The sequence below is a fragment of the Roseateles sp. P5_E8 genome, assembly GCF_054177665.1.
This window is the reverse complement of sequence record NZ_JBGCUM010000002.1, coordinates 189,786-206,859: the sequence shown is the minus strand read 5'-3', so window position 1 is coordinate 206,859 and position 17,074 is coordinate 189,786. Positions and strand designations below refer to the sequence as shown.

Below are 17,074 nucleotides of genomic sequence, written 5' to 3'. Positions count from 1 at the left end.
TGGCTTGAGCTGCGGGGCACAGTGCTGGCCCATGACCCTGCTGACGATTTGCCGACACCTCGGCGCCGCCCTGACGCTGGCTCTTGGCCTGGGCCTCTTCTGCCCGGCCTGGGCCGCGCTCATCGACCACGAGCGCGCGCAGATCGTGCTGCTGCCCTTGCTGCAAGCGCCCAGGCTGGCGGTGGCCGCGCCGCCCGAAGAGCGCTCGCTGCGGGCTGGCGACCTCATCTCGATCTTTGTTTCCGACAAGGCCACGCTCAAGTTCGTCGAGAAGGGCGAGCCGTCAGCCACCCTCGTGGCGCTGGATGAAGCGCGCTACCGTGAACTGTCGGCGCAAGGCGGCGGGCGTGTCCCCGAGCCGGGGTTGCCGCCCGTGCGTGGACACTCCTGGAAGCGCTTGGGCGCCGCCAAGGCCGGCATCGTGCACCTGCAGATCAGCCAGGCGGGTGAGGTGAAGTGGTATCGCTTCGACATCGGCGCGGCGCCGGAGTTCAAGTACGGCCGCGTGGTCAAGCGCAGCGACGCGGAACAGCACGAGGCACTGTCGCTGACCGACTACGACGAACTGGTGCTGGACCTGCCCGGCGAGGCCGGCGACGGTTGGACGGTCGGGCCGGCCGCCACCAGCGGGCTGAAGCTGGTGTCGCTGTCTCAGGCAGCCGTGCACCGGGTCAGCCTGACCTTGGCGGTGGCACGCTCGGAGGGGGTGCCGGCCGAGCCGTCGCTGGTGGTCAGCAACGGCACGAAGCAGTTCGTCTTTGCCTGGCGCCGTGCGGCCGTGCCCTTGTCGCGCTGAGGCCCCATGAAACTTGCCGCCGCCTTGCCCCTGGCCCTGGCGCTCTCCATGGGCGCCGCCCATGCACAGCAGCCCGCCGAAGAGATTGACCGCGCACGAGCCGCCAAGGCGCGTGAGATGCTGGACAGCGATGCCGGCGTCCATGCGCAATACGCGGCCGACGCACCCCGGCGCGAGGCGCAACGGCGCTGGCATGAGAGCCACAGGTCGTGGCGCTTGCTCGTCTTCCATGCGTTCCGGCCCGGCATCCTGTCGCTGTGCGCGAACGCCCACCAATGGCCCGATTTCGAGCGCCTGGCCATGCCCGAGGCTGCCGATCCGCTGAAGGCGCGCTGGCTGGCCGAGGCGGCCAGCATTCAATGGCCGGGCGGGCGCTTCTCCCAAGCGGACGCCAGCGATGCGCCTGCCAAGCCTGGCCTGCTGACCGATGCCTGTTTCACGCTGTTTGTCGATGGCAAGCCCGTGATGTCGGGCGCCGTGGTGTCCAGCTACTCCGCCCGGCGCTTCGACTTCCCCGCCTTGGTCGTCGCGCAGCGCGCGCCTGCCGACGGGCCTCTCGGGCTGACACTGGCGCCACGTTTTCCTGCGCCGCCGGGCGAGCCCGTGCCGGCAGGTTGGGGCGAGTTGCTGAAGGGCCTGGCGGGCGCCGACTAGGGCTTGGTTCGGCGCAGCCCTGTGGCGATGAGCCCGTCGCACGCCGCTTCCACCAGATCCAGCACTTCGTCAAAGCCCGCCGCGCCGCCGTAGTACGGGTCTGGCACATGCGGATTCCCGGCATGCGGCGCGTAATCCATCAGCAGCTTCAGCCGATGGCGCTGGTCCGGCGGGCAAAGGCGCTCGGCATGAGCGAGGTTGTCGCCGTCCATCGCCAGCACAAGGTCGAAGCGCTCGAAGTCCGCAGCCACCAGCTTGCGGGCGCGCAGCGGGCTGAGGTCGTAGCCGCGCAGCGCCGCATGCTCCTGGCTGCGCTCATCCGGCGGCGCGCCGATGTGATAACCGTGGGTGCCAGCGGAGTCGACCTCGACGTCCAGCCCGGCGGCTTTCAGCTTGGCGCGCATGACGCCCTCGGCCGTCGGGCTGCGACAGATGTTGCCCATGCAGAAGAAGAGGATGCGGCGTGTCATGGCCGCATTCTCTCCAGCGCATCAAAAGCGCATGTCGGCACGCAGCGAGATCACCCGGAAGGTCTTGTTGCGCGACCAGCTCTCGTTCAGGTACTCGTGCTGCGTGACGCTGTTGGTGCTGATGCCTTCGGAGGTGGATGCGGCGTCGCGCGGCGTCAGGTTGGCCATGGACAGGCGCCAGTTGATGCCGTCGCGCACGGCGCCGCTGCTCCAGGACAGGTAGGCATCGAACTGGCGGCGCGCGGTTTCGTCGCGGCGCAGCGTCTCGGTCACCTGCTCGCGGGTGGCGGGCACGTAGTTCGCGTTGAAGCCGCTGCCGAACTTCAGTCCCCAGGCGTTCCAGCGGTGGTCGATGCCGAAATTGAAGCTGCCGCGCGGCTGCTGGTCGATGCGGTTGCTGTTGCCTGGCAGGCCCTTCACGTCGTTCTTGAAGACGGCGGCGTTGAAGCGCAGCAGCATCATCTGCAACTCGGCCGGCGCGTCCTCCCAGAGTTCGTCCATGCGGGCCTTGAACTCGAACTCCAGCCCCATCCTGCGGGCGCTGCCCATGTTGCGTGGGCGGCTGACCCAGCGTTGCGCGGTGTCCCAGCTCACGGTTTCCAGCAGCACCTGGCTGCGCATCAGGCCCTTGATGTCGCGCACGAAGGCGGTGCCCGAGATGATGCCGCCGGTGGGCAGCCAGTGCTCCAGGCTCAGGTCGACGCCGGTGGCCAGCTCGGGCTTGAGGTCGGGGTTGCCGGCGCGGTCGGCGTAGGTCTGGTAGTTGGGGCCTTCGGGGTAGGTCGTGTTGACGGTTGGCCGCGCGACCAGGTCGTTGAGGTTGGGCGAGCGGTAGCTGCGCGTCAGGCTCAGGCGCACCTGGTCCTTGGGGAAGGCCTCGGGCTTCCACAGCAGGTGCAGCAGTGGCGACGTGACCTGCGACACGTTGCGCGTCTCGGGCAGCGACCCGGCGGCGGCCGCCGTCGTCTCGATGCGCTCGTAGCGCAGGCCCGCGTAGAGCGACCACTGCTTGCTGGGGCTCCACTCGTCCTGCGTGAAGGCGGCGAAGCGCTGGTTGCGCGAGGCCAGCGTGTTGCCGAAGCGCACCAGGCCCGGCAGCACGGCGCCATTGACCAGCGTGTCGACCACCTGCGTGCGCTGGCTGCGCTCGGCTTCGACGCCGGTGACCCACTGGTGCTCTTGGGCGGTCTTGAGGCTCCAGCGGCCGCTCAGGCTGGTCTGGTCTTCCTCGACCGAGCTGTGGTCGTCCTGCGCGCGTTCGGTGGTGACGCCGCCGATGGTCAGCTTGTCGCGGCGGTGGTTGTTCCGGGTGTTCTTGGTGGTGCCGGTGCCCAGGCGGAGGGTGAAGCTCTCGCCCACCTTGGGTCGGTAGTCGGCCGACAGGTTCAGGCGCAGGTGGTGATTGCGGGCGTCGTTCTCGCCGTGGTTGTCGCGAAAGCGCGTGCCTTCGCCGTTGGTCTGGCTGCTGCCCTCGTTCTGCGACAGGAAGAACGACGGCGTGAGGTTGAAGTTCAGCGTGTCGCTGTACTTCCAGCGCAGCCTGGCATTGCCGTTGAGGCTGGTGTTCTGGCTCTCGCTGTTGCCGACCTGCGTGTTCTGCTCGACGACCTGGCCGGTCTCGGTGTCGGTGATGCGGTTGCCCGTATCGACGTTGTTGTAGAACCGGCGGATCGCGCCGTTGGTGGAGATGGCGCCGACGAACTCGTCGCCGTTGGGGCCGCCCCCCTTCACATTGCGCGTCCAACTGGCGTCGAGCTGGGGCTTGTTGCGGTCCCAGCCCACACCCATGCGCACCTCGTGGTTGGACTTCTGCAGCGGCTCGCGCAGCACGATGTTGATCGTGCCCGCAATGGCCCGCGCGCCGGTGGCGGCAGTGGGCGCGCGGTAGATCTCGATGCGCTCGATCTGGTCGGGCGGCAGGTCTTCCACGGCGAAGCCAGGCGGCGGGCGTTCCTCGTCCACGAGGATCTGCGTGGCGCCGCCGCCCATGCCGCGCATGCGGATGTCGCCGCCGCGCCCTGGGCGGCCGCCGAGGGTCACGCCGGGCAGGCGGCGCAGCACGTCGCCGAGCGACGTGTCGCCGTACTTCTCCAGGTCCTCGCGTTCGATGACGATCTTGCTGGCCGTGCTGTTGCGCCGCCGGCTGTTGGCGCTGGGGCCGCTGCTGACTTCGACGCGGTCCAGGCGGTTGCCCGCGCCGCTGGCGGCGGGCGCCGGGGCACTGGCGGCAGCGGAAGCTGGGACGGGAGACTTGGTGGGCGGGGACTGGGCCGCGCAGACGGCACTGACGCACAGCGCGACCAGCGCGAGAAGGAGACGGCTCATGGCCGCGATTCTCCGTACGCCTGGTTACGTTGAATCACGTAAAGCGCTCATTTACATGAGCGGACAACGAGTTAGCGGTTGAGGCCGAGACGCTTGCAGAGCTCCAGCGTCAACGCCGATTGGTTGAGCGTGTAGAAGTGCACGCCCGGCGCGCCACCGGCAATCAGCCGCTCACAGAGCCGCGTCACCACGTCCAGCCCGAAGGCGCGGATGCTGGCGGCGTCGTCCATGAAACCTTCCATCTTCATCTGCACCCAGCGCGGGATCTCGATGCTGTCGCGCTGCGCGAACTGGGCGATGCGGCCGTAGTTGTGGAAGGGCATGATGCCCGGCACGATGGGCTGGGTGACGCCCAGGCGGCGCGCCTCGTCCACGAAGTGGAAGTAGGCGTCGGGGTTGAAGAAGAACTGCGTGATGGCGCCGTCGGCACCCGCCTTCATCTTGTCGGCAAAGTGCTGCAGGTCGCGTGCGGCATAACGCTGCTGCGGGTGTGTCTCGGGGTAGGCGGCCACCTCGATGTGCCAGTCCTTCCCTTGGGTCTCGCGAATGAAGCTGACCAGCTCCGACGCATAGCGGAACTCGCCCGCCGTAGCCGTGCCGCTGGGCAGGTCGCCGCGCAGCGCCACGACGCGGCTGATGCCGCGCTCGCGGTACGTGACCAGGATCTCGGCGATGTTCTCGCGCGTCGAGCCCACGCAGGAGAGGTGCGGCGCGGCGTTGAAGCCGGCGCCGGCGATGTCCATCACCGCGTTGAGCGTCTTGTCGCGCGTGGAGCCGCCGGCGCCGTAGGTGACGCTGAAGTACTGGGGCGTCAATGCGCCCAGGTCCTGCACGACGGTCTTGAGTTTCTCGACGCCGACCGGCGTGTTCGGGGGGAAGAATTCGAAACTGACAGGGGTGCTCATCGGGAGGCCCACAAAAAGAATTCGCGATTGCCATCACCGCCGGTGATGGGGCTGTCGAAGTAGTCCAGCACCTTGAGCCCGAGCGCCGTGCAGGCCAGGCGCACGCGGCCTTCCAGGCGCGGGTAGTCGGCCTCGTCCTTGACGAGACCGCGCTTGTCCAGCGCCTTCGGCCCCAGCTCGAACTGCGGCTTCACCAGCACCAGCAGGTGGCCGTGCGACTCCAGCCAGGGCAGCAGCTCCGGCAGGCTGCCCACCATGGAGATGAAGCTCAGGTCGCCGACGATGAGCGTGAAGCCGCCCGTCGGTGCGTGCGAGCGCAGCCCGGCCAGTTCACGCACATGCACGCCTTCCAGCGCCGACACGCGCTCGTCGGCCTGCAGGCGTGGGTGCAGCTGGCCGTGGCCCACGTCGATGCCGACGACATGGCGTGCGCCACGCGCCAGCAGGCAGTCGGTGAAGCCGCCGGTGCTCTGGCCGACGTCCAGCACCGTGTGGGTGCTGACGTCGAAACCGGTGCGGTCCAGCGCGCCTTCCAGCTTGAGCCCGCCGCGCGACACATAGCGCAGCTCCGCGTCGTCGGTGACGCGCAGCTGCGCCGTCTCGGGCAGGTCCTCGCCGGCCTTCCTCAGCACGGCCCAGCCGGTGGGCGAGGCCCATTCGGCGGCGCCGTTCTGAATCAGGCGCTGCGCGGCCGAGCGCGTGGGCGCCAGGCCTTGGCCTACGAGGAGCTGGTCTGCGCGCATCAAGGAGCGATCAATAGCGGTAGGTGTCGGGCTTGTAGGGGCCAGACTTGTTCACGCCGATGTAGGTGGCCTGCTCTTCGGTCAGCTCGGTCAGCTGCGCATTCAGCGTGGTCAGCTGCAGGCGGGCGACCTTCTCGTCCAGGTGCTTGGGCAGCACATAGACCTGGCCGACGGCGTAGTTGTCCTTGTGCGCGTACAGCTCGATCTGGGCGATGGTCTGGTTGGCGAAGGACGAGCTCATCACATAGCTCGGGTGGCCCGTGCCGCAGCCCAGGTTCACCAGGCGGCCCTTGGCCAGCAGGATGATGCGCTTGCCGTCCGGGAAGATGACGTGGTCGACCTGGGGCTTGATCTCTTCCCACTCGTACTGCTCCAGCGCCGCGACTTCGATCTCGTTGTCGAAGTGGCCGATGTTGCTGACGATGGCGTTGTTCTTCATCGCCAGCATGTGCTCATGGCGGATGACGTTCTTGTTGCCGGTCGTCGTCACGAAGATGTCGGCCTTGTCCTGGGCGTACTCCATCGTCACGACGCGGTAGCCTTCCATCGCCGCCTGCAGCGCGCAGATGGGGTCGATCTCGGTCACCCAGACTTGCGCCGACAGCGCACGCAGCGCCTGCGCCGAGCCCTTGCCSACGTCGCCGTAGCCGGCCACGACGGCGATCTTGCCGGCGACCATCACGTCGGTCGCGCGCTTGATGCCGTCCACCAGCGATTCGCGGCAGCCGTAGAGGTTGTCGAACTTGCTCTTGGTGACCGAGTCGTTCACGTTGATGGCGCGGAACAGCAGCGTGCCCTTGGCCGACATTTCCTTCAGGCGGTGCACGCCCGTGGTCGTCTCTTCGGTCACGCCGATGATCTCGGCGCTCTTGCGGGTGTACCAGGTCGGGTCTTGAGCGACCTTGGCCTTGATGGCGGCGAACAGGATGCGCTCTTCCTCGCTGCCCGGGTTGGCAAGCACCGACAGATCCTTCTCGGCCTTCTGGCCGAGGTGCATCAGCAGCGTCGCGTCGCCGCCGTCGTCCAGGATCATGTTCGGGCCTTCGCCCGGCTCGTTCTTGCCGGCGAATTCGAAGATGCGGTGGGTGTAGTCCCAGTAGTCTTCCAGCGTCTCGCCCTTGTAGGCGAACACCGGCGTGCCGACGGCGGCCAGCGCGGCGGCGGCGTGGTCTTGCGTCGAGAAGATGTTGCACGAGGCCCAGCGCACTTCGGCGCCCAGGGCTTGCAGCGTCTCGACCAGCACGGCTGTCTGGATGGTCATGTGCAGCGAGCCGGTGACGCGCGCGCCCTTGAGCGGCTGGGTCTGGGCGTGCTCCTTGCGGATGGCCATCAGCGCCGGCATTTCATGCTCGGCGATCTTGATTTCCTTGCGGCCCCAGGCGGCGAGGGACAGGTCTTTGACGAGGTGGTCGGTGGTGCTCATGCAGGCTCCTTCAAGCGAATGAAGCCGCTGACAGACGTGCGAGGGGAGTGGATTCCTCACCCAGGCACGGTCGGCCAGCGGGTGAGCGCAGTTGCAGGGTGAAGTCTCCGAGCCTGGCCTCAATGGGTGCTGAGGTTGCAACGCTCCTCGGAGAGCCGTGCATTCTAGGCGCCTCCGCCAGGGTCTTGTCGATCAGGCGATGATGAAGCGAAGGAGTCCAGTGATGACAAATCCCGTTTCCGCCCAAAACCTGCCACGCCGCCGTCTCGGCGCCGCCGGCCCCGAAGTCTCGGCCCTGGGCCTGGGCTGCATGGGCATGTCCGAGTTCTACGGCCCGGCCGACGATGCGCAGTCGCTGGCCGTGCTGCACCACGCGCTGGACATCGGCGTCAATTTCCTCGACACCGCCGACATGTATGGCATCGGCAGCAACGAGCGCCTGCTGTCCCACCTGCTGGCCCTGCGCCGTGACGAGGTCATCGTGGCGACCAAGTTCGGACACGTCCGCGCGGCGGACGGCACGGTGGTGCGCATCGACGGCAGCGCGGCCTATGTGCGCGAAGCCTGTGATGCGAGCCTGCAGCGCCTGGGCGTGGACCACATCGACCTCTACTACCAGCACCGCGTCGACAAGACCGTGCCCATCGAGGAGACCGTCGGCGCGATGGCCGAGCTGGTCAAGGCCGGCAAGGTGAAGCATCTCGGCCTGTCCGAGGCCGGCGCCGCCACCATCCGCCGCGCCCACGCCGTGCACCCGATTGCCGCCGTGCAGACCGAGTACTCGCTGTGGAGCCGCGACGTCGAGGCCGAGGTCTTGCCCGCCTGCCGCGAGCTGGGCATTGCGCTGGTGCCCTACAGCCCGCTGGGCCGTGGCTTCCTGACCGGCGCCATCCGCTCGGCCAGCCAGCTCAGCCCCGACGACCGCCGCCGTGTGCACCCGCGCTTCCAGGGCGGCAACCTGGACCACAACCTTGCGCTGGCCGATGCACTCGCAGCGCTGGCCGAAGAGTGGAGCTACACGCCCGCCCAGCTCGCACTGGCCTGGCTGCTGGACCAGGGCGACGACATCGTGCCCATCCCCGGCACGCGCAGCATCGCCCGGCTGGACGAGAACGCACTGGCCGCGCACATCCGCTTCGACGCCGGCCGGCGCGAGCGCATCGCCGCGCTGCTCGCCCAGCATGCCGTGGCCGGCACGCGCTATCCGGCGGCGCAGATGGGTTCGGTCAACGTCTAGGTTGGCATCGTCGTGCTTCGGTAGGCCCAGAACCGCGGCAGGCAGAAGCCTGTCGCGATGACGCCCACCAGGCAGATCGCGCCGCCTATCCAGATCGAGGCCGACACGCCCCAGGCATCGGCCATGAAGCCGGCCCGCGCGTTGCCGATCAGCGGGCCGGTCAGATAGCTGATCATCTCGATGCCGGCCAGGCGCCCGCGCAGCGTGTTCGGGATGGTCTCGTTCCAGATCGTGCCGCGGAACACGCCGCTGACCATGTCGGCCGCGCCCGCCACCGCCAGGCAAGCCAGGCCCAGCATCAGGCTGGGCGCAAAGCCTAAGGCGACGATGCCCAGCGCCCACACCGCCGCCGCGATGACGACGGCCCGGCCATGGCGCGTGACCTTGCCCGTCCAGCCGCTGAAGACGCCAATGAGCAGCGCGCCCACCGACATGGCCGACAGCAGCCAGCCGACCGACTCGGTGCGCCCGTCGGCCGCTGCCATCGCCGGGAACAGCGCAATCGGGAAGGCGAAGGCCATGGCGACGATGTCGACGATGTATGTCCCCATCAGCACCGGCCGGGCCCACGCAAAGCGCAGGCCTTCGGCCAGGTCGGCCAGCAGATGCGGGCGTTCGGCGGGGGCATCGACGTGACCGATGCTTTCGCGCGGAATGCGGGCGATGAAGAACAGTGCCGCGATGAAGGTCACGAAGTCGAAGATGTAGGCGCCGACCGCGCCCCATTTCGCCAGCAGCAGGCCCGCGAGCGCCGGCCCTGCCACCATGCCGACCGTGCCGCGCACGGACGACAGCGCCGCGACGGCCGCGTACTCCTCCGGCCGCGCGAGCTTCTGCGTCAGCGCCTCCAGCGCCGGGCGGTGGAAGCCGCTGGCGCCTTGCAGCACCGCCACCAGCGCGTAGATGGCCAGCACGCTGGGCGCGGCGCTCAAGGCGTTCATCAGCAGGCCGGCCAGGCACAGCGCCATCAGCGATTCGGAGCCGATCAGCAGCCGCTTGCGGTCCATCCGGTCCGCCACCGCGCCCCCCAGCAGGCCGCAGACGACGACGGGGATCAACTGCACCAGGCCCAGCAGGCCGACCTGCGCGTTGGAGTGCGTCAGCTCATAGAGCTGCCACGGCACGGCCACGTAGCTGACCATGGTGCCCAGGCCGGAGATGAACTGGCTGGCGAATAGGCGACGGAAGGCGGTATTGCGGCGCAGCGGGCCGATGTCTAGAAACATGCAGTCGTGAAGAGATCAGTGCAGGCTGGCATCTTCAAGCAAGGCCTGCACGGGACGAAAAAAAACCGGCTCAGGAGAGCCGGTCATTCACAGCGAGCCGCTGGGTTCAGTAGCGACCGCCGCCGAAGCCGCCCGTGCCGTAGCCGACATCCGGACGCTTGCTTGCGGTGTAGCCATTGGCGCTGTAGCCGCTTGAATCTTTGCTGGCTTCGCGCGGGCGGGCCAGGCTCACGACGATGGCGCGTCCATCGACGGTCATGCCGTGCAGGGCGGTGATGGCGGCCTGCGCGACTTCGGCAGACGCCATTTCCACAAAGCCAAAGCCCTTGGACGTGCCGGTTTCCCGGTCCATCATGACCTTGGCGGAGGAGACGCTACCGAACTCGGCAAAGTTGCTTTTCAGGCTGGAATCGGTGACGGAGTAGGGCAGGTTGCCCACGTAGATCTTGCTGCTCATGAACGAGCCTTTCTGAGTAGTGGCGCACCTTCGGGATGCGCATCTGCGAATCTGCGGATCAGCGAATTGGGAGTCCGCAGCGAGTGGGACGTGTGGACAGGGTCTGGCAGGACCAGATCGTCAGCACGCGTGGCGGGTCGGCATGCACGCTTGCAGCCAGCCCTGGGTGACGGCGAACAGCCGAGCGGCTTCGCGTGAGGCAAAGGTGGTGTCGAAGCGGAACACGCGGCGGTCACTGCCGTTGCCCTGGGCGCTGCGAACCGAGAAAGAGGCGCGAAAGCGGCCACAGTCGGTCGGGTGTGTCGCGGGCGAAACGACGTACTGGCCCATGGGGATGGTGTTGTTCGAAATCTTGATCAGTCAGGACTGCAGGCTTGAATCGCCCGACAGGGTCACTTTTTGGCTCGGTTGGCTACTGCTGTGCCGGCCAAAAACGTGTGGGAGGTGGCGGAGTGCGCCCCGGGTGAGTCGTGAACGGCCCTCAGAAGGCAGTGTCACGGCGACGGCGGATTATATCTTTTTATTAATATTCCAATGCTTTTATATTTCTTCTGGTATTGAGTGCATCAGATTGGGTCGACTCCCAAGAACTCCGCCAGCCTTGCGCGCTCCGCATCCAGCGCCGCCTTGAACCCCGCCTCACGGGGCGCGCGACCGGTCACATAGCCGCAGTCCATCTGCAACCGGCCGCTCTTGATGCTGGCATTCGCCCAGCCGATGACCTGGTCCCGCCACAGCAGCGGCAGCGCGTAATGCCCGCGCACGCGCTTGGCCGCCGGCGTGTAGGCCTCGAAGCGATAGGCCCAGCCCCACAGCAGCTCGAAGCGGCGGCGATCCCAGACGACCGGGTCGAAGGGCGCCAGCAACCGCACCTGCGCCGGGATGCGCCAGCCACGCGCCGGGTCTTCGCCGGCCGGCCAGTACCAGTCGACGCCGTCGACCTGGGCATGGGCCAGCCTGGCCTTGGCGCGCGCAATGGTCGGCTTGCGCAACCCCTCCCACTGGTGGGCGGCGTGGAAGAGCATGTTGATGAGCTGCGACAGGCTGCCGGCCGGCAGCGGCGCGTACTTCTGCACCAGCACGTCGGTCATCGCATCCATGGCGGCCTGCGGGTCGGGGTGGGCTTCCCACTGCGGCGCCAACCGGTAGACACGCGTGCCGCTGTCGCGCCGCACCACGTCCAACCGGCCGCGGTAGTGCAGGCCGTCGAGCAGCTCGGTGGACAGCCGGCTGTTGCCGCCGAACCAGTTCTTCACCGGGCCATGGCCCAGCGCCGCGTCGACATCGGCGGGGTGGGCCTCGCCCAAGCGCTCGACCTCGGCCAGCACCGCGTCGGCCAGTTTCAGGCGCGGCTTGTCCCAGACGGTGCGCGTGCCACGTGGGTGCATCAGTGCGCGCAGCTCGGGCGTGACGAAGCCGTAGTTGATGAAGAAGTCTTCCTGCAGCGGCAGGCGCGGGTAGCGGCGCTCCAGGTCGCCGGCCTGGTAGCCCTTGACGCGGTGGCGCAGCGTCAGGTCCTGGGCGCGGGCCGGGGCGCGCAGCGGGTCGGCCTGCACGAAGCCGCCGAGCTTCTCGACGGCCTTCACCAGCGTTGTCGGCGTGAAGAGGCTGCGCGCCACGGCGTGGCGGCGCAGCGCGGCGAGATCAAGGCTTGGTGGCGGCATAGTGGCTGGTCTTGCGGGCCAGCATGTCGACGCTGGCATGCTTGAGTAGCGCCTCGGTGTCCTGGCCGTCGTCGGGGTAGAGGGCGATACCGAAGCTGGCGTCGACCGGGGTGTCGCCCAAGGCTTGCAGCGGTGCCCGCAGTGCTGTCGCGAGGTGGGCGCTTGCGGCTTCGGCATCGGCGCGGTTGTCGACCGATTCGAGCAGCAGCAGGAACTCGTCGCCGCCGTGGCGGGCGACGATGTCGCCGATGCGCACGCCGGTGCGCAGGCGCTGGCCGACTTCCTTCAGCACCGCGTCGCCCACCGCGTGGCCGAGGCGGTCGTTGAGCTCTCTGAAGCGGTCGAAGTCGATCAGCATGACGGCGAACGGCCAGCGGTCGCCGCGGCGGCGCTGCTGCAGGATGCGGTCCTCGATGCGGCGCAGCATGGCGCTGCGGTTGGACAGGCCGGTGAGCTGGTCGGTCAGCAGGCGTTGCTGCATGTCCGCCAGGCTGCGCGCCAGTTCGCCCAGCTCGTCGTTGCGGCGCACCTCGGCCGGCGCGTCCAGCACGCCGTCGCCGACGCGCCGGGCCGCCTCCGACAGTCGACGCAACTCGCGCCTGACGATGCCGAACGTGGTCCAGCCCAGCGCCAGCGCGGCCAGCGTCGCCACGCCCGTCAGCACGGCGGATTGCACGGCAGCGCGCTGCACGCCGGCCAGGAAATCGTCGCGCGGCACGGCGACGACGATGAGCCAGTCCAGCCCCAGCGTGGCGTCCAGGCGGGCATGGCCGACCTGCACGCTGCGGCCGTCGGCGCCGTCGAAGCTGAAGGTGCTGGGCACACCGCTGGTACCGCGCTGGCGCACGGCCGCGAAGCTGGCGGCAACCAGGGCGTCGGGGCTTTGCTGCGCGTTCAGCCGCTCGTGCTCGTCCGCCGCCAGCGTCTTCATGTGCGAGCCGCGCGACACGCCGATGAGGCGCCCGTCGGCCTCCACGACCATGGCCACCGCGTTCTCGCCCAGCGTCAGGCGGCCGAGCAGCGCGTTGACCTGCTTGAGCGGCAGGTCAGTCGCCCCTGCTCCCTCGGGTTCGCCGACCTCGTTGACGATGCGCTTGGTGCGCGTGACGATGAGGTCCTGGGTCTTGAAGTCGACATAGACCGGCGTCCAGCCCCGGGCCGCCGGCTGGGCCAGGGCCGCCTGGTACCAGGGCCGCTCGCGCGGGTCGAAGATCTTGTCCTCGGTGACGGGCGAGCGCAGCGCGCCGGTAATGCCGCTGAGCCGGTACAGCGTGCGCGGCCCGGCATCGTCGGTGCGCAGTCGCAGCTCGGCCTCCAGCTCGGAGAAGCGCCACAGGCCGATGAAATGACCCCGGCGGTCGCCGTAGTAGACGTAGTTGTTGGGGTCGCGGTGTACCGAGGTGGCCAGCCAGAAGCGCTCGCGCAGCGCGTTCGACGCCTGGGCCAGGTTCTCGGGCACGGCCAGGCCGGTCGGGAAGGCGGCTTCCAGCACCGCGTCGGCGCCGCCGGCGTGGCGCTCCACCTGCACGGCGATGCGACTGACGGTCTCGACCAGCAGCTGGCCGGAGAGGCTGTCCACCGTGTCCCGGGCGGCGCGCCAGGACAGGGCGCCCATCAGCAGGGCCAGTGCCAGCACCAGCGCCGCATGGGGCAGGGTCAGCAGGCGGCGCAGGCTCAGGCGGTCGGACAGCGTCCTCTTGGGCAAGGGGGCTCCGCAGCGGGGGTTGGGGGCGGCCGGCAGGTTATCAGGCCCGCCGGGGCCTGAAACGGCGCGGCACTAGAATTCAAGGTTGCTTTGGGTGGCCACAGCCGCCTCAACCCCTAGGAAATCACCGTGTTCATCTCCAACGCCTACGCCCAGGCCGCTCCGGCAGCCGCCAGTTCCGATTCGGGCCTGCTCGGCATGCTGCCCCTGGTGCTGATGTTCGTCGTGCTCTATTTCGTGATGATCCGGCCGCAGATGAAGCGCCAGAAGGAGCACAAGGCCATGATCGAGGCGGTCGCCAAGGGCGACGAGGTCGTCACGGCCGGCGGCATCATTGGCAAGGTTAGCAAGCTGGGCGACAACTTCATCCACGTCGAGGTGGCCAGCGGCGTCGAGCTGCAGCTGCAACGCAGCGCCATCACCCAGGTTCTCCCTAAGGGCTCCGTCAAGGCAGCTTGAAGTAAGCCGGCCGAGCGCCATCTCCGTCGGCGCGCACAAGGAAGTCTCAATGAACCGCTATCCGCTCTGGAAGTACGCGATCCTGGTCGTCGCGCTGCTGATTGGCCTGATCTACACCCTGCCCAACCTGTTCGGCGAAGCGCCGGCGGTGCAGGTGTCGTCGGCCAAGGTCACCGTCAAGATCGATACCGCGCTGCAAGGCCGCATCGAGGCCGCGCTGAAGGCTGCCGGCGTCCAGCCGGACTTCGTGCAGTTCGACGGCAACTCCATCAAGGCCCGCTTCGGCGACACCGACACCCAGCTCAAGGCCAAGGACGCGATCAGCAAGGCGCTGAATCCCGATCCGAACGAGCCGGTCTACATCGTCGCGCTGAACCTGCTGTCGCGCTCGCCGCAGTGGCTGACGGCGCTGCATGCCAACCCGATGTACCTGGGCCTGGACCTGCGCGGTGGCGTGCACTTCCTGATGCAGGTCGACATGAAGGCGGCCCTCACCAAGAAGGCCGAGTCGCTGACCGGCGATGTGCGCACCATGCTGCGCGAGAAGAACGTCCGCCATGCCGGCATCAGCCGCGATGGCAATGTGGTGCTGATCGCCTTCCGCGACGCCGAGCAGCGCACTGCTGCGCTCGACGTGCTGAAGAATCAGCTGCCCGAAGTGACCTGGACGCCGCAGGAAGACGGCGGCGTGACCGGCGCGCTGAGCCCGCAGGCCCAGAAGGCCGTGCAGGATGCTGCCATCAAGCAGAACATCACGACGCTGCACAACCGCGTCAACGAACTGGGCGTGGCCGAGCCGGTCATCCAGCAACAAGGTGCCGACCGCGTCGTCGTGCAACTGCCCGGCGTGCAGGACTCGGCCAAGGCCCAGGACATCATCGGCCGCACCGCGACGCTGGAGTTGCGCATGGTGGACGACGGCGCCGAGTCGCTGGAGGCGCTGAAGGGCAACGGCCCCGTGCCGTTTGGCACCGAGCGTTTCATCGACCGCGGCTTCGGCCCCATCATCGTCAAGCGCCAGGTCATCCTGACGGGCGACAACCTGATCGACGCCCAGCCCGGCTTCGGCGAGAACCACGAGCCCGCCGTGCATCTGACCGTGGACGCCAAGGGCGCACGCATCATGAAGGAGGTCTCGCGCGAGAACGTCGGCAAGCGCATGGCCATCCTGCTGTTCGAGAAGGGCAAGGGCGAGGTCGTCACGGCGCCCAAGATCAACAGCGAGCTGAGCAACCGCTTCAACATCTCCGGCTCGATGACCACGCAGGAGGCCGCCGACACCGCGCTGCTGCTGCGCGCCGGCTCGCTGGCCGCGCCGATGGAGATCATCGAATCGCGCACCATCGGCCCGAGCCTGGGCAAGGAAAACATCGAGAAGGGCATCGCCAGCGTCACCTGGGGCTTTGCCGCCGTGGCCGCCTTCATGTGCGTCTACTACCTGCTGTTCGGCGTGTTCTCGTCGCTGGCGCTTGGCTTCAACCTGCTGCTGCTGATCGCGGCGCTGTCGATGATGCAGGCCACGCTGAGCCTGCCGGGCATCGCCGCCATCGCGCTGGTGCTGGGCATGGCCATCGACTCCAACGTGCTGATCAATGAGCGCGTGCGCGAGGAACTGCGCGGCGGTGAATCGCCCCAGCAGGCCATTCGCCTCGGCTACGAGCGCGCCTGGGCCACCATCCTGGACTCCAACGTGACGACGCTGATTGCCGGCGTCTCGCTGCTGGTGTTCGGCTCCGGCCCGATCAAGGGCTTTGCCGTCGTGCACTGCCTGGGCATCCTGACCTCGATGTTCTCGTCCGTCGTGTTCTCACGCGGTCTCGTGAACCTCTGGTACGGCCGCCAGAAGAAGCTCAAGGGCGTGTCCATCGGCCAGATCTGGAGGCCAGACGCCGACAAGCCCGCTGCCGAGACGACCGACGTGGCCGCCAAGGCTTAAGGACAGACCATGGAACTCTTTCGCATCAAGCGCGACCTGCCGCTGATGAAGCATGCGTTGATCTTCAACGCCATCTCCTTCATCACCTTTGCCGCCGCCGTGTTCTTCCTGATCACGCGCCCCCTGCATTTCTCCATCGAGTTCACTGGCGGCACTGTCATCGAAGTGGCCTACCCGCAGGCCGCCGAGATCGAGAAGACCCGCCACACCATCGAGAAGATGGGCTACGGCGAAGTCCAGGTGCAGAACTTCGGTTCCTCACGCGACGTGATGATCCGCCTGCCGGTGCGCGCTGGCGAGAAGCAGACCGAGGTCGTCGACAAGGTCTTCGGTGAGCTTTGCAAGGCCGAGGCCGGCGCGGTCACCCACCACAACCAGGTCACGTCGCAGGGCGAGCAGGTCGACAAGCAGATCTGCGCCAAGGCGGATGGTGCTGAGCCCGTCAAGCTGTCGCGCTCCGAGGTCGTCGGCCCGGCCGTCGGCGCCGAGCTGGCCCATGACGCAGCCGCAGCGCTGGCCGTGACCGTCATCGGCATCATGATCTACTTGGCCATCCGCTTCGAGTGGAAGTTCGCGGTCGCCGGCATCATCGCCAACCTGCACGACGTGGTCATCATCCTGGGCTTCTTCGCCTTCTTCCAGTGGGAGTTCTCGCTGGCGGTCTTGGCGGCCATCCTGGCGGTGCTGGGCTACTCGGTGAACGAGTCCGTCGTCATCTTCGACCGGGTGCGCGAGGCCTTCCGCCGCTTCCGCAAGATGAACACCCACGAGGTCATCGACCACGCGATCACCTCGACGATGAGCCGCACCATCATCACCCACGGCTGCACGCAGCTGATGGTGGTGTCCATGCTGCTGTTCGGCGGCCCCACGCTGCATTACTTCGCGGTTGCGCTGACCATCGGCATCTTGTTCGGCATCTACTCGTCGGTTTTCGTTGCCGCGGCCATCGCGATGTGGCTCGGCGTGAAGCGCGAGGACCTTGTGAAAACGACCGTGAATCGCGACGACCCTGCCGACCCGAATGCCGGGGCCGTCGTGTAGAGTGACCTGCAACTGCCACTCCCGCCGCGC

The 17,074-nt window shown here is 67.9% G+C and carries 16 protein-coding genes and 1 riboswitch; of the genes, 6 read left to right on the top strand and 10 right to left on the bottom strand.

All coding sequences use genetic code 11. The annotated features are described in order from the left end of the window. Positions 1-31: 31 nt before the first annotated feature. Both ACXRVZ_RS02255 and ACXRVZ_RS02250 read left to right on the top strand, forming a co-directional pair. Positions 32-796, top strand: a complete 765-nt coding sequence (locus tag ACXRVZ_RS02255) for a hypothetical protein (protein WP_457419146.1) — start codon at positions 32-34, stop codon at positions 794-796. A gap of 6 nt (positions 797-802) precedes the next feature. After that, positions 803-1,450 carry a hypothetical protein gene (locus ACXRVZ_RS02250; protein WP_457419144.1) on the top strand — a complete coding sequence of 216 codons (648 nt, stop codon included), beginning with the start codon at positions 803-805 and terminating at the stop codon, positions 1,448-1,450. On the opposite strand, the gene ACXRVZ_RS02245 is transcribed toward ACXRVZ_RS02250, so the two are convergent. From ACXRVZ_RS02245 to ahcY, 5 genes are all read right to left on the bottom strand, one after another. After that, positions 1,447-1,920 carry a low molecular weight protein-tyrosine-phosphatase gene (locus ACXRVZ_RS02245; protein WP_457419142.1) on the bottom strand — a complete coding sequence of 158 codons (474 nt, stop codon included), beginning with the start codon at positions 1,918-1,920 and terminating at the stop codon, positions 1,447-1,449. The two genes, ACXRVZ_RS02250 and ACXRVZ_RS02245, sit on opposite strands and share 4 nt — an antisense overlap. A 21-nt stretch (positions 1,921-1,941) precedes the next feature. Beyond that, the gene (locus tag ACXRVZ_RS02240; RefSeq protein ID WP_457419140.1) at positions 1,942-4,245 is read right to left on the bottom strand and encodes a TonB-dependent receptor plug domain-containing protein; all 2,304 of its coding nucleotides are present in this window, start codon (positions 4,243-4,245) and stop codon (positions 1,942-1,944) included. Between the two features lie 71 nt (positions 4,246-4,316). After that, entirely contained in the window at positions 4,317-5,150 is an 834-nt protein-coding gene (metF, locus tag ACXRVZ_RS02235) for a methylenetetrahydrofolate reductase [NAD(P)H] (protein ID WP_457419138.1), read from the bottom strand. Then, positions 5,147-5,893: a TlyA family RNA methyltransferase gene (locus ACXRVZ_RS02230; RefSeq protein ID WP_457419136.1), complete on the bottom strand. Its 747-nt coding sequence runs from the start codon at positions 5,891-5,893 to the stop codon at positions 5,147-5,149. The genes metF and ACXRVZ_RS02230 overlap by 4 nt, the downstream gene beginning before the upstream one ends. 10 nt (positions 5,894-5,903) lie before the next feature. Next, complete coding sequence (gene ahcY / locus ACXRVZ_RS02225; RefSeq protein WP_457419134.1) at positions 5,904-7,316, bottom strand: adenosylhomocysteinase; 1,413 nt, start codon at positions 7,314-7,316, stop codon at positions 5,904-5,906. A 76-nt stretch (positions 7,317-7,392) separates the two neighbouring features. Then, positions 7,393-7,471, bottom strand: a riboswitch (S-adenosyl-L-homocysteine riboswitch). Between the two features lie 68 nt (positions 7,472-7,539). Between ahcY and ACXRVZ_RS02220 the strand changes: the two genes are divergently transcribed. Beyond that, positions 7,540-8,553, top strand: coding sequence for an aldo/keto reductase (locus ACXRVZ_RS02220; RefSeq protein ID WP_457419132.1), 1,014 nt, complete (start codon positions 7,540-7,542; stop codon positions 8,551-8,553). On the opposite strand, the gene ACXRVZ_RS02215 is transcribed toward ACXRVZ_RS02220, so the two are convergent. From ACXRVZ_RS02215 to ACXRVZ_RS02195, 5 genes are all read right to left on the bottom strand, one after another. Next, positions 8,550-9,779, bottom strand: a complete 1,230-nt coding sequence (locus ACXRVZ_RS02215) for an MFS transporter (protein ID WP_457419130.1) — start codon at positions 9,777-9,779, stop codon at positions 8,550-8,552. The two genes, ACXRVZ_RS02220 and ACXRVZ_RS02215, sit on opposite strands and share 4 nt — an antisense overlap. Positions 9,780-9,885: 106 nt before the next feature. Then, positions 9,886-10,236, bottom strand: a complete 351-nt coding sequence (locus ACXRVZ_RS02210; protein WP_457419128.1) for an RNA recognition motif domain-containing protein — start codon at positions 10,234-10,236, stop codon at positions 9,886-9,888. Between the two features lie 120 nt (positions 10,237-10,356). Continuing rightward, on the bottom strand, positions 10,357-10,566 hold the full coding sequence (locus ACXRVZ_RS02205) for a hypothetical protein (protein ID WP_457419126.1): 210 nt from the start codon (positions 10,564-10,566) through the stop codon (positions 10,357-10,359). Between the two features lie 236 nt (positions 10,567-10,802). Then, positions 10,803-11,900: a DNA glycosylase AlkZ-like family protein gene (locus ACXRVZ_RS02200; protein ID WP_457419124.1), complete on the bottom strand. Its 1,098-nt coding sequence runs from the start codon at positions 11,898-11,900 to the stop codon at positions 10,803-10,805. Beyond that, positions 11,881-13,605, bottom strand: coding sequence for a diguanylate cyclase domain-containing protein (locus tag ACXRVZ_RS02195; protein WP_457419122.1), 1,725 nt, complete (start codon positions 13,603-13,605; stop codon positions 11,881-11,883). The genes ACXRVZ_RS02200 and ACXRVZ_RS02195 overlap by 20 nt, the downstream gene beginning before the upstream one ends. A 129-nt stretch (positions 13,606-13,734) precedes the next feature. On the opposite strand from ACXRVZ_RS02195, the gene yajC reads away from it, so the two are divergent. Genes yajC through secF form a run of 3 tightly spaced genes read left to right on the top strand, consistent with a single transcriptional unit; the run spans position 13,735 to position 17,044 of the window. Beyond that, complete coding sequence (gene yajC, locus ACXRVZ_RS02190) at positions 13,735-14,064, top strand: preprotein translocase subunit YajC (RefSeq protein WP_457419120.1); 330 nt, start codon at positions 13,735-13,737, stop codon at positions 14,062-14,064. Positions 14,065-14,113: 49 nt separating this feature from the next. Beyond that, positions 14,114-16,000, top strand: coding sequence for a protein translocase subunit SecD (gene secD, locus ACXRVZ_RS02185; protein WP_457419118.1), 1,887 nt, complete (start codon positions 14,114-14,116; stop codon positions 15,998-16,000). A gap of 9 nt (positions 16,001-16,009) precedes the next feature. Then, positions 16,010-17,044 carry a protein translocase subunit SecF gene (gene secF / locus ACXRVZ_RS02180; protein ID WP_457419116.1) on the top strand — a complete coding sequence of 345 codons (1,035 nt, stop codon included), beginning with the start codon at positions 16,010-16,012 and terminating at the stop codon, positions 17,042-17,044. Positions 17,045-17,074 lie beyond the last annotated feature (30 nt).

What these genes read in the sequence shown, in the direction of transcription:
- ACXRVZ_RS02250 (WP_457419144.1), top strand. Translation starts at nt 803, where the DNA reads ATGAAACTTGCCGCCGCCTTGCCCCTGGCCCTGGCGCTCTCCATGGGC.
- ACXRVZ_RS02240 (WP_457419140.1), bottom strand. Translation starts at nt 4,245, where the DNA reads ATGAGCCGTCTCCTTCTCGCGCTGGTCGCGCTGTGCGTCAGTGCCGTC.
- ACXRVZ_RS02245 (WP_457419142.1), bottom strand. Translation starts at nt 1,920, where the DNA reads ATGACACGCCGCATCCTCTTCTTCTGCATGGGCAACATCTGTCGCAGC.
- secD (WP_457419118.1), top strand. Translation starts at nt 14,114, where the DNA reads ATGAACCGCTATCCGCTCTGGAAGTACGCGATCCTGGTCGTCGCGCTG.
- ACXRVZ_RS02230 (WP_457419136.1), bottom strand. Translation starts at nt 5,893, where the DNA reads ATGCGCGCAGACCAGCTCCTCGTAGGCCAAGGCCTGGCGCCCACGCGC.
- ACXRVZ_RS02210 (WP_457419128.1), bottom strand. Translation starts at nt 10,236, where the DNA reads ATGAGCAGCAAGATCTACGTGGGCAACCTGCCCTACTCCGTCACCGAT.
- ACXRVZ_RS02200 (WP_457419124.1), bottom strand. Translation starts at nt 11,900, where the DNA reads ATGCCGCCACCAAGCCTTGATCTCGCCGCGCTGCGCCGCCACGCCGTG.
- ACXRVZ_RS02215 (WP_457419130.1), bottom strand. Translation starts at nt 9,779, where the DNA reads ATGTTTCTAGACATCGGCCCGCTGCGCCGCAATACCGCCTTCCGTCGC.
- secF (WP_457419116.1), top strand. Translation starts at nt 16,010, where the DNA reads ATGGAACTCTTTCGCATCAAGCGCGACCTGCCGCTGATGAAGCATGCG.
- ACXRVZ_RS02205 (WP_457419126.1), bottom strand. Translation starts at nt 10,566, where the DNA reads ATGGGCCAGTACGTCGTTTCGCCCGCGACACACCCGACCGACTGTGGC.
- ACXRVZ_RS02255 (WP_457419146.1), top strand. Translation starts at nt 32, where the DNA reads ATGACCCTGCTGACGATTTGCCGACACCTCGGCGCCGCCCTGACGCTG.
- metF (WP_457419138.1), bottom strand. Translation starts at nt 5,150, where the DNA reads ATGAGCACCCCTGTCAGTTTCGAATTCTTCCCCCCGAACACGCCGGTC.
- ACXRVZ_RS02220 (WP_457419132.1), top strand. Translation starts at nt 7,540, where the DNA reads ATGACAAATCCCGTTTCCGCCCAAAACCTGCCACGCCGCCGTCTCGGC.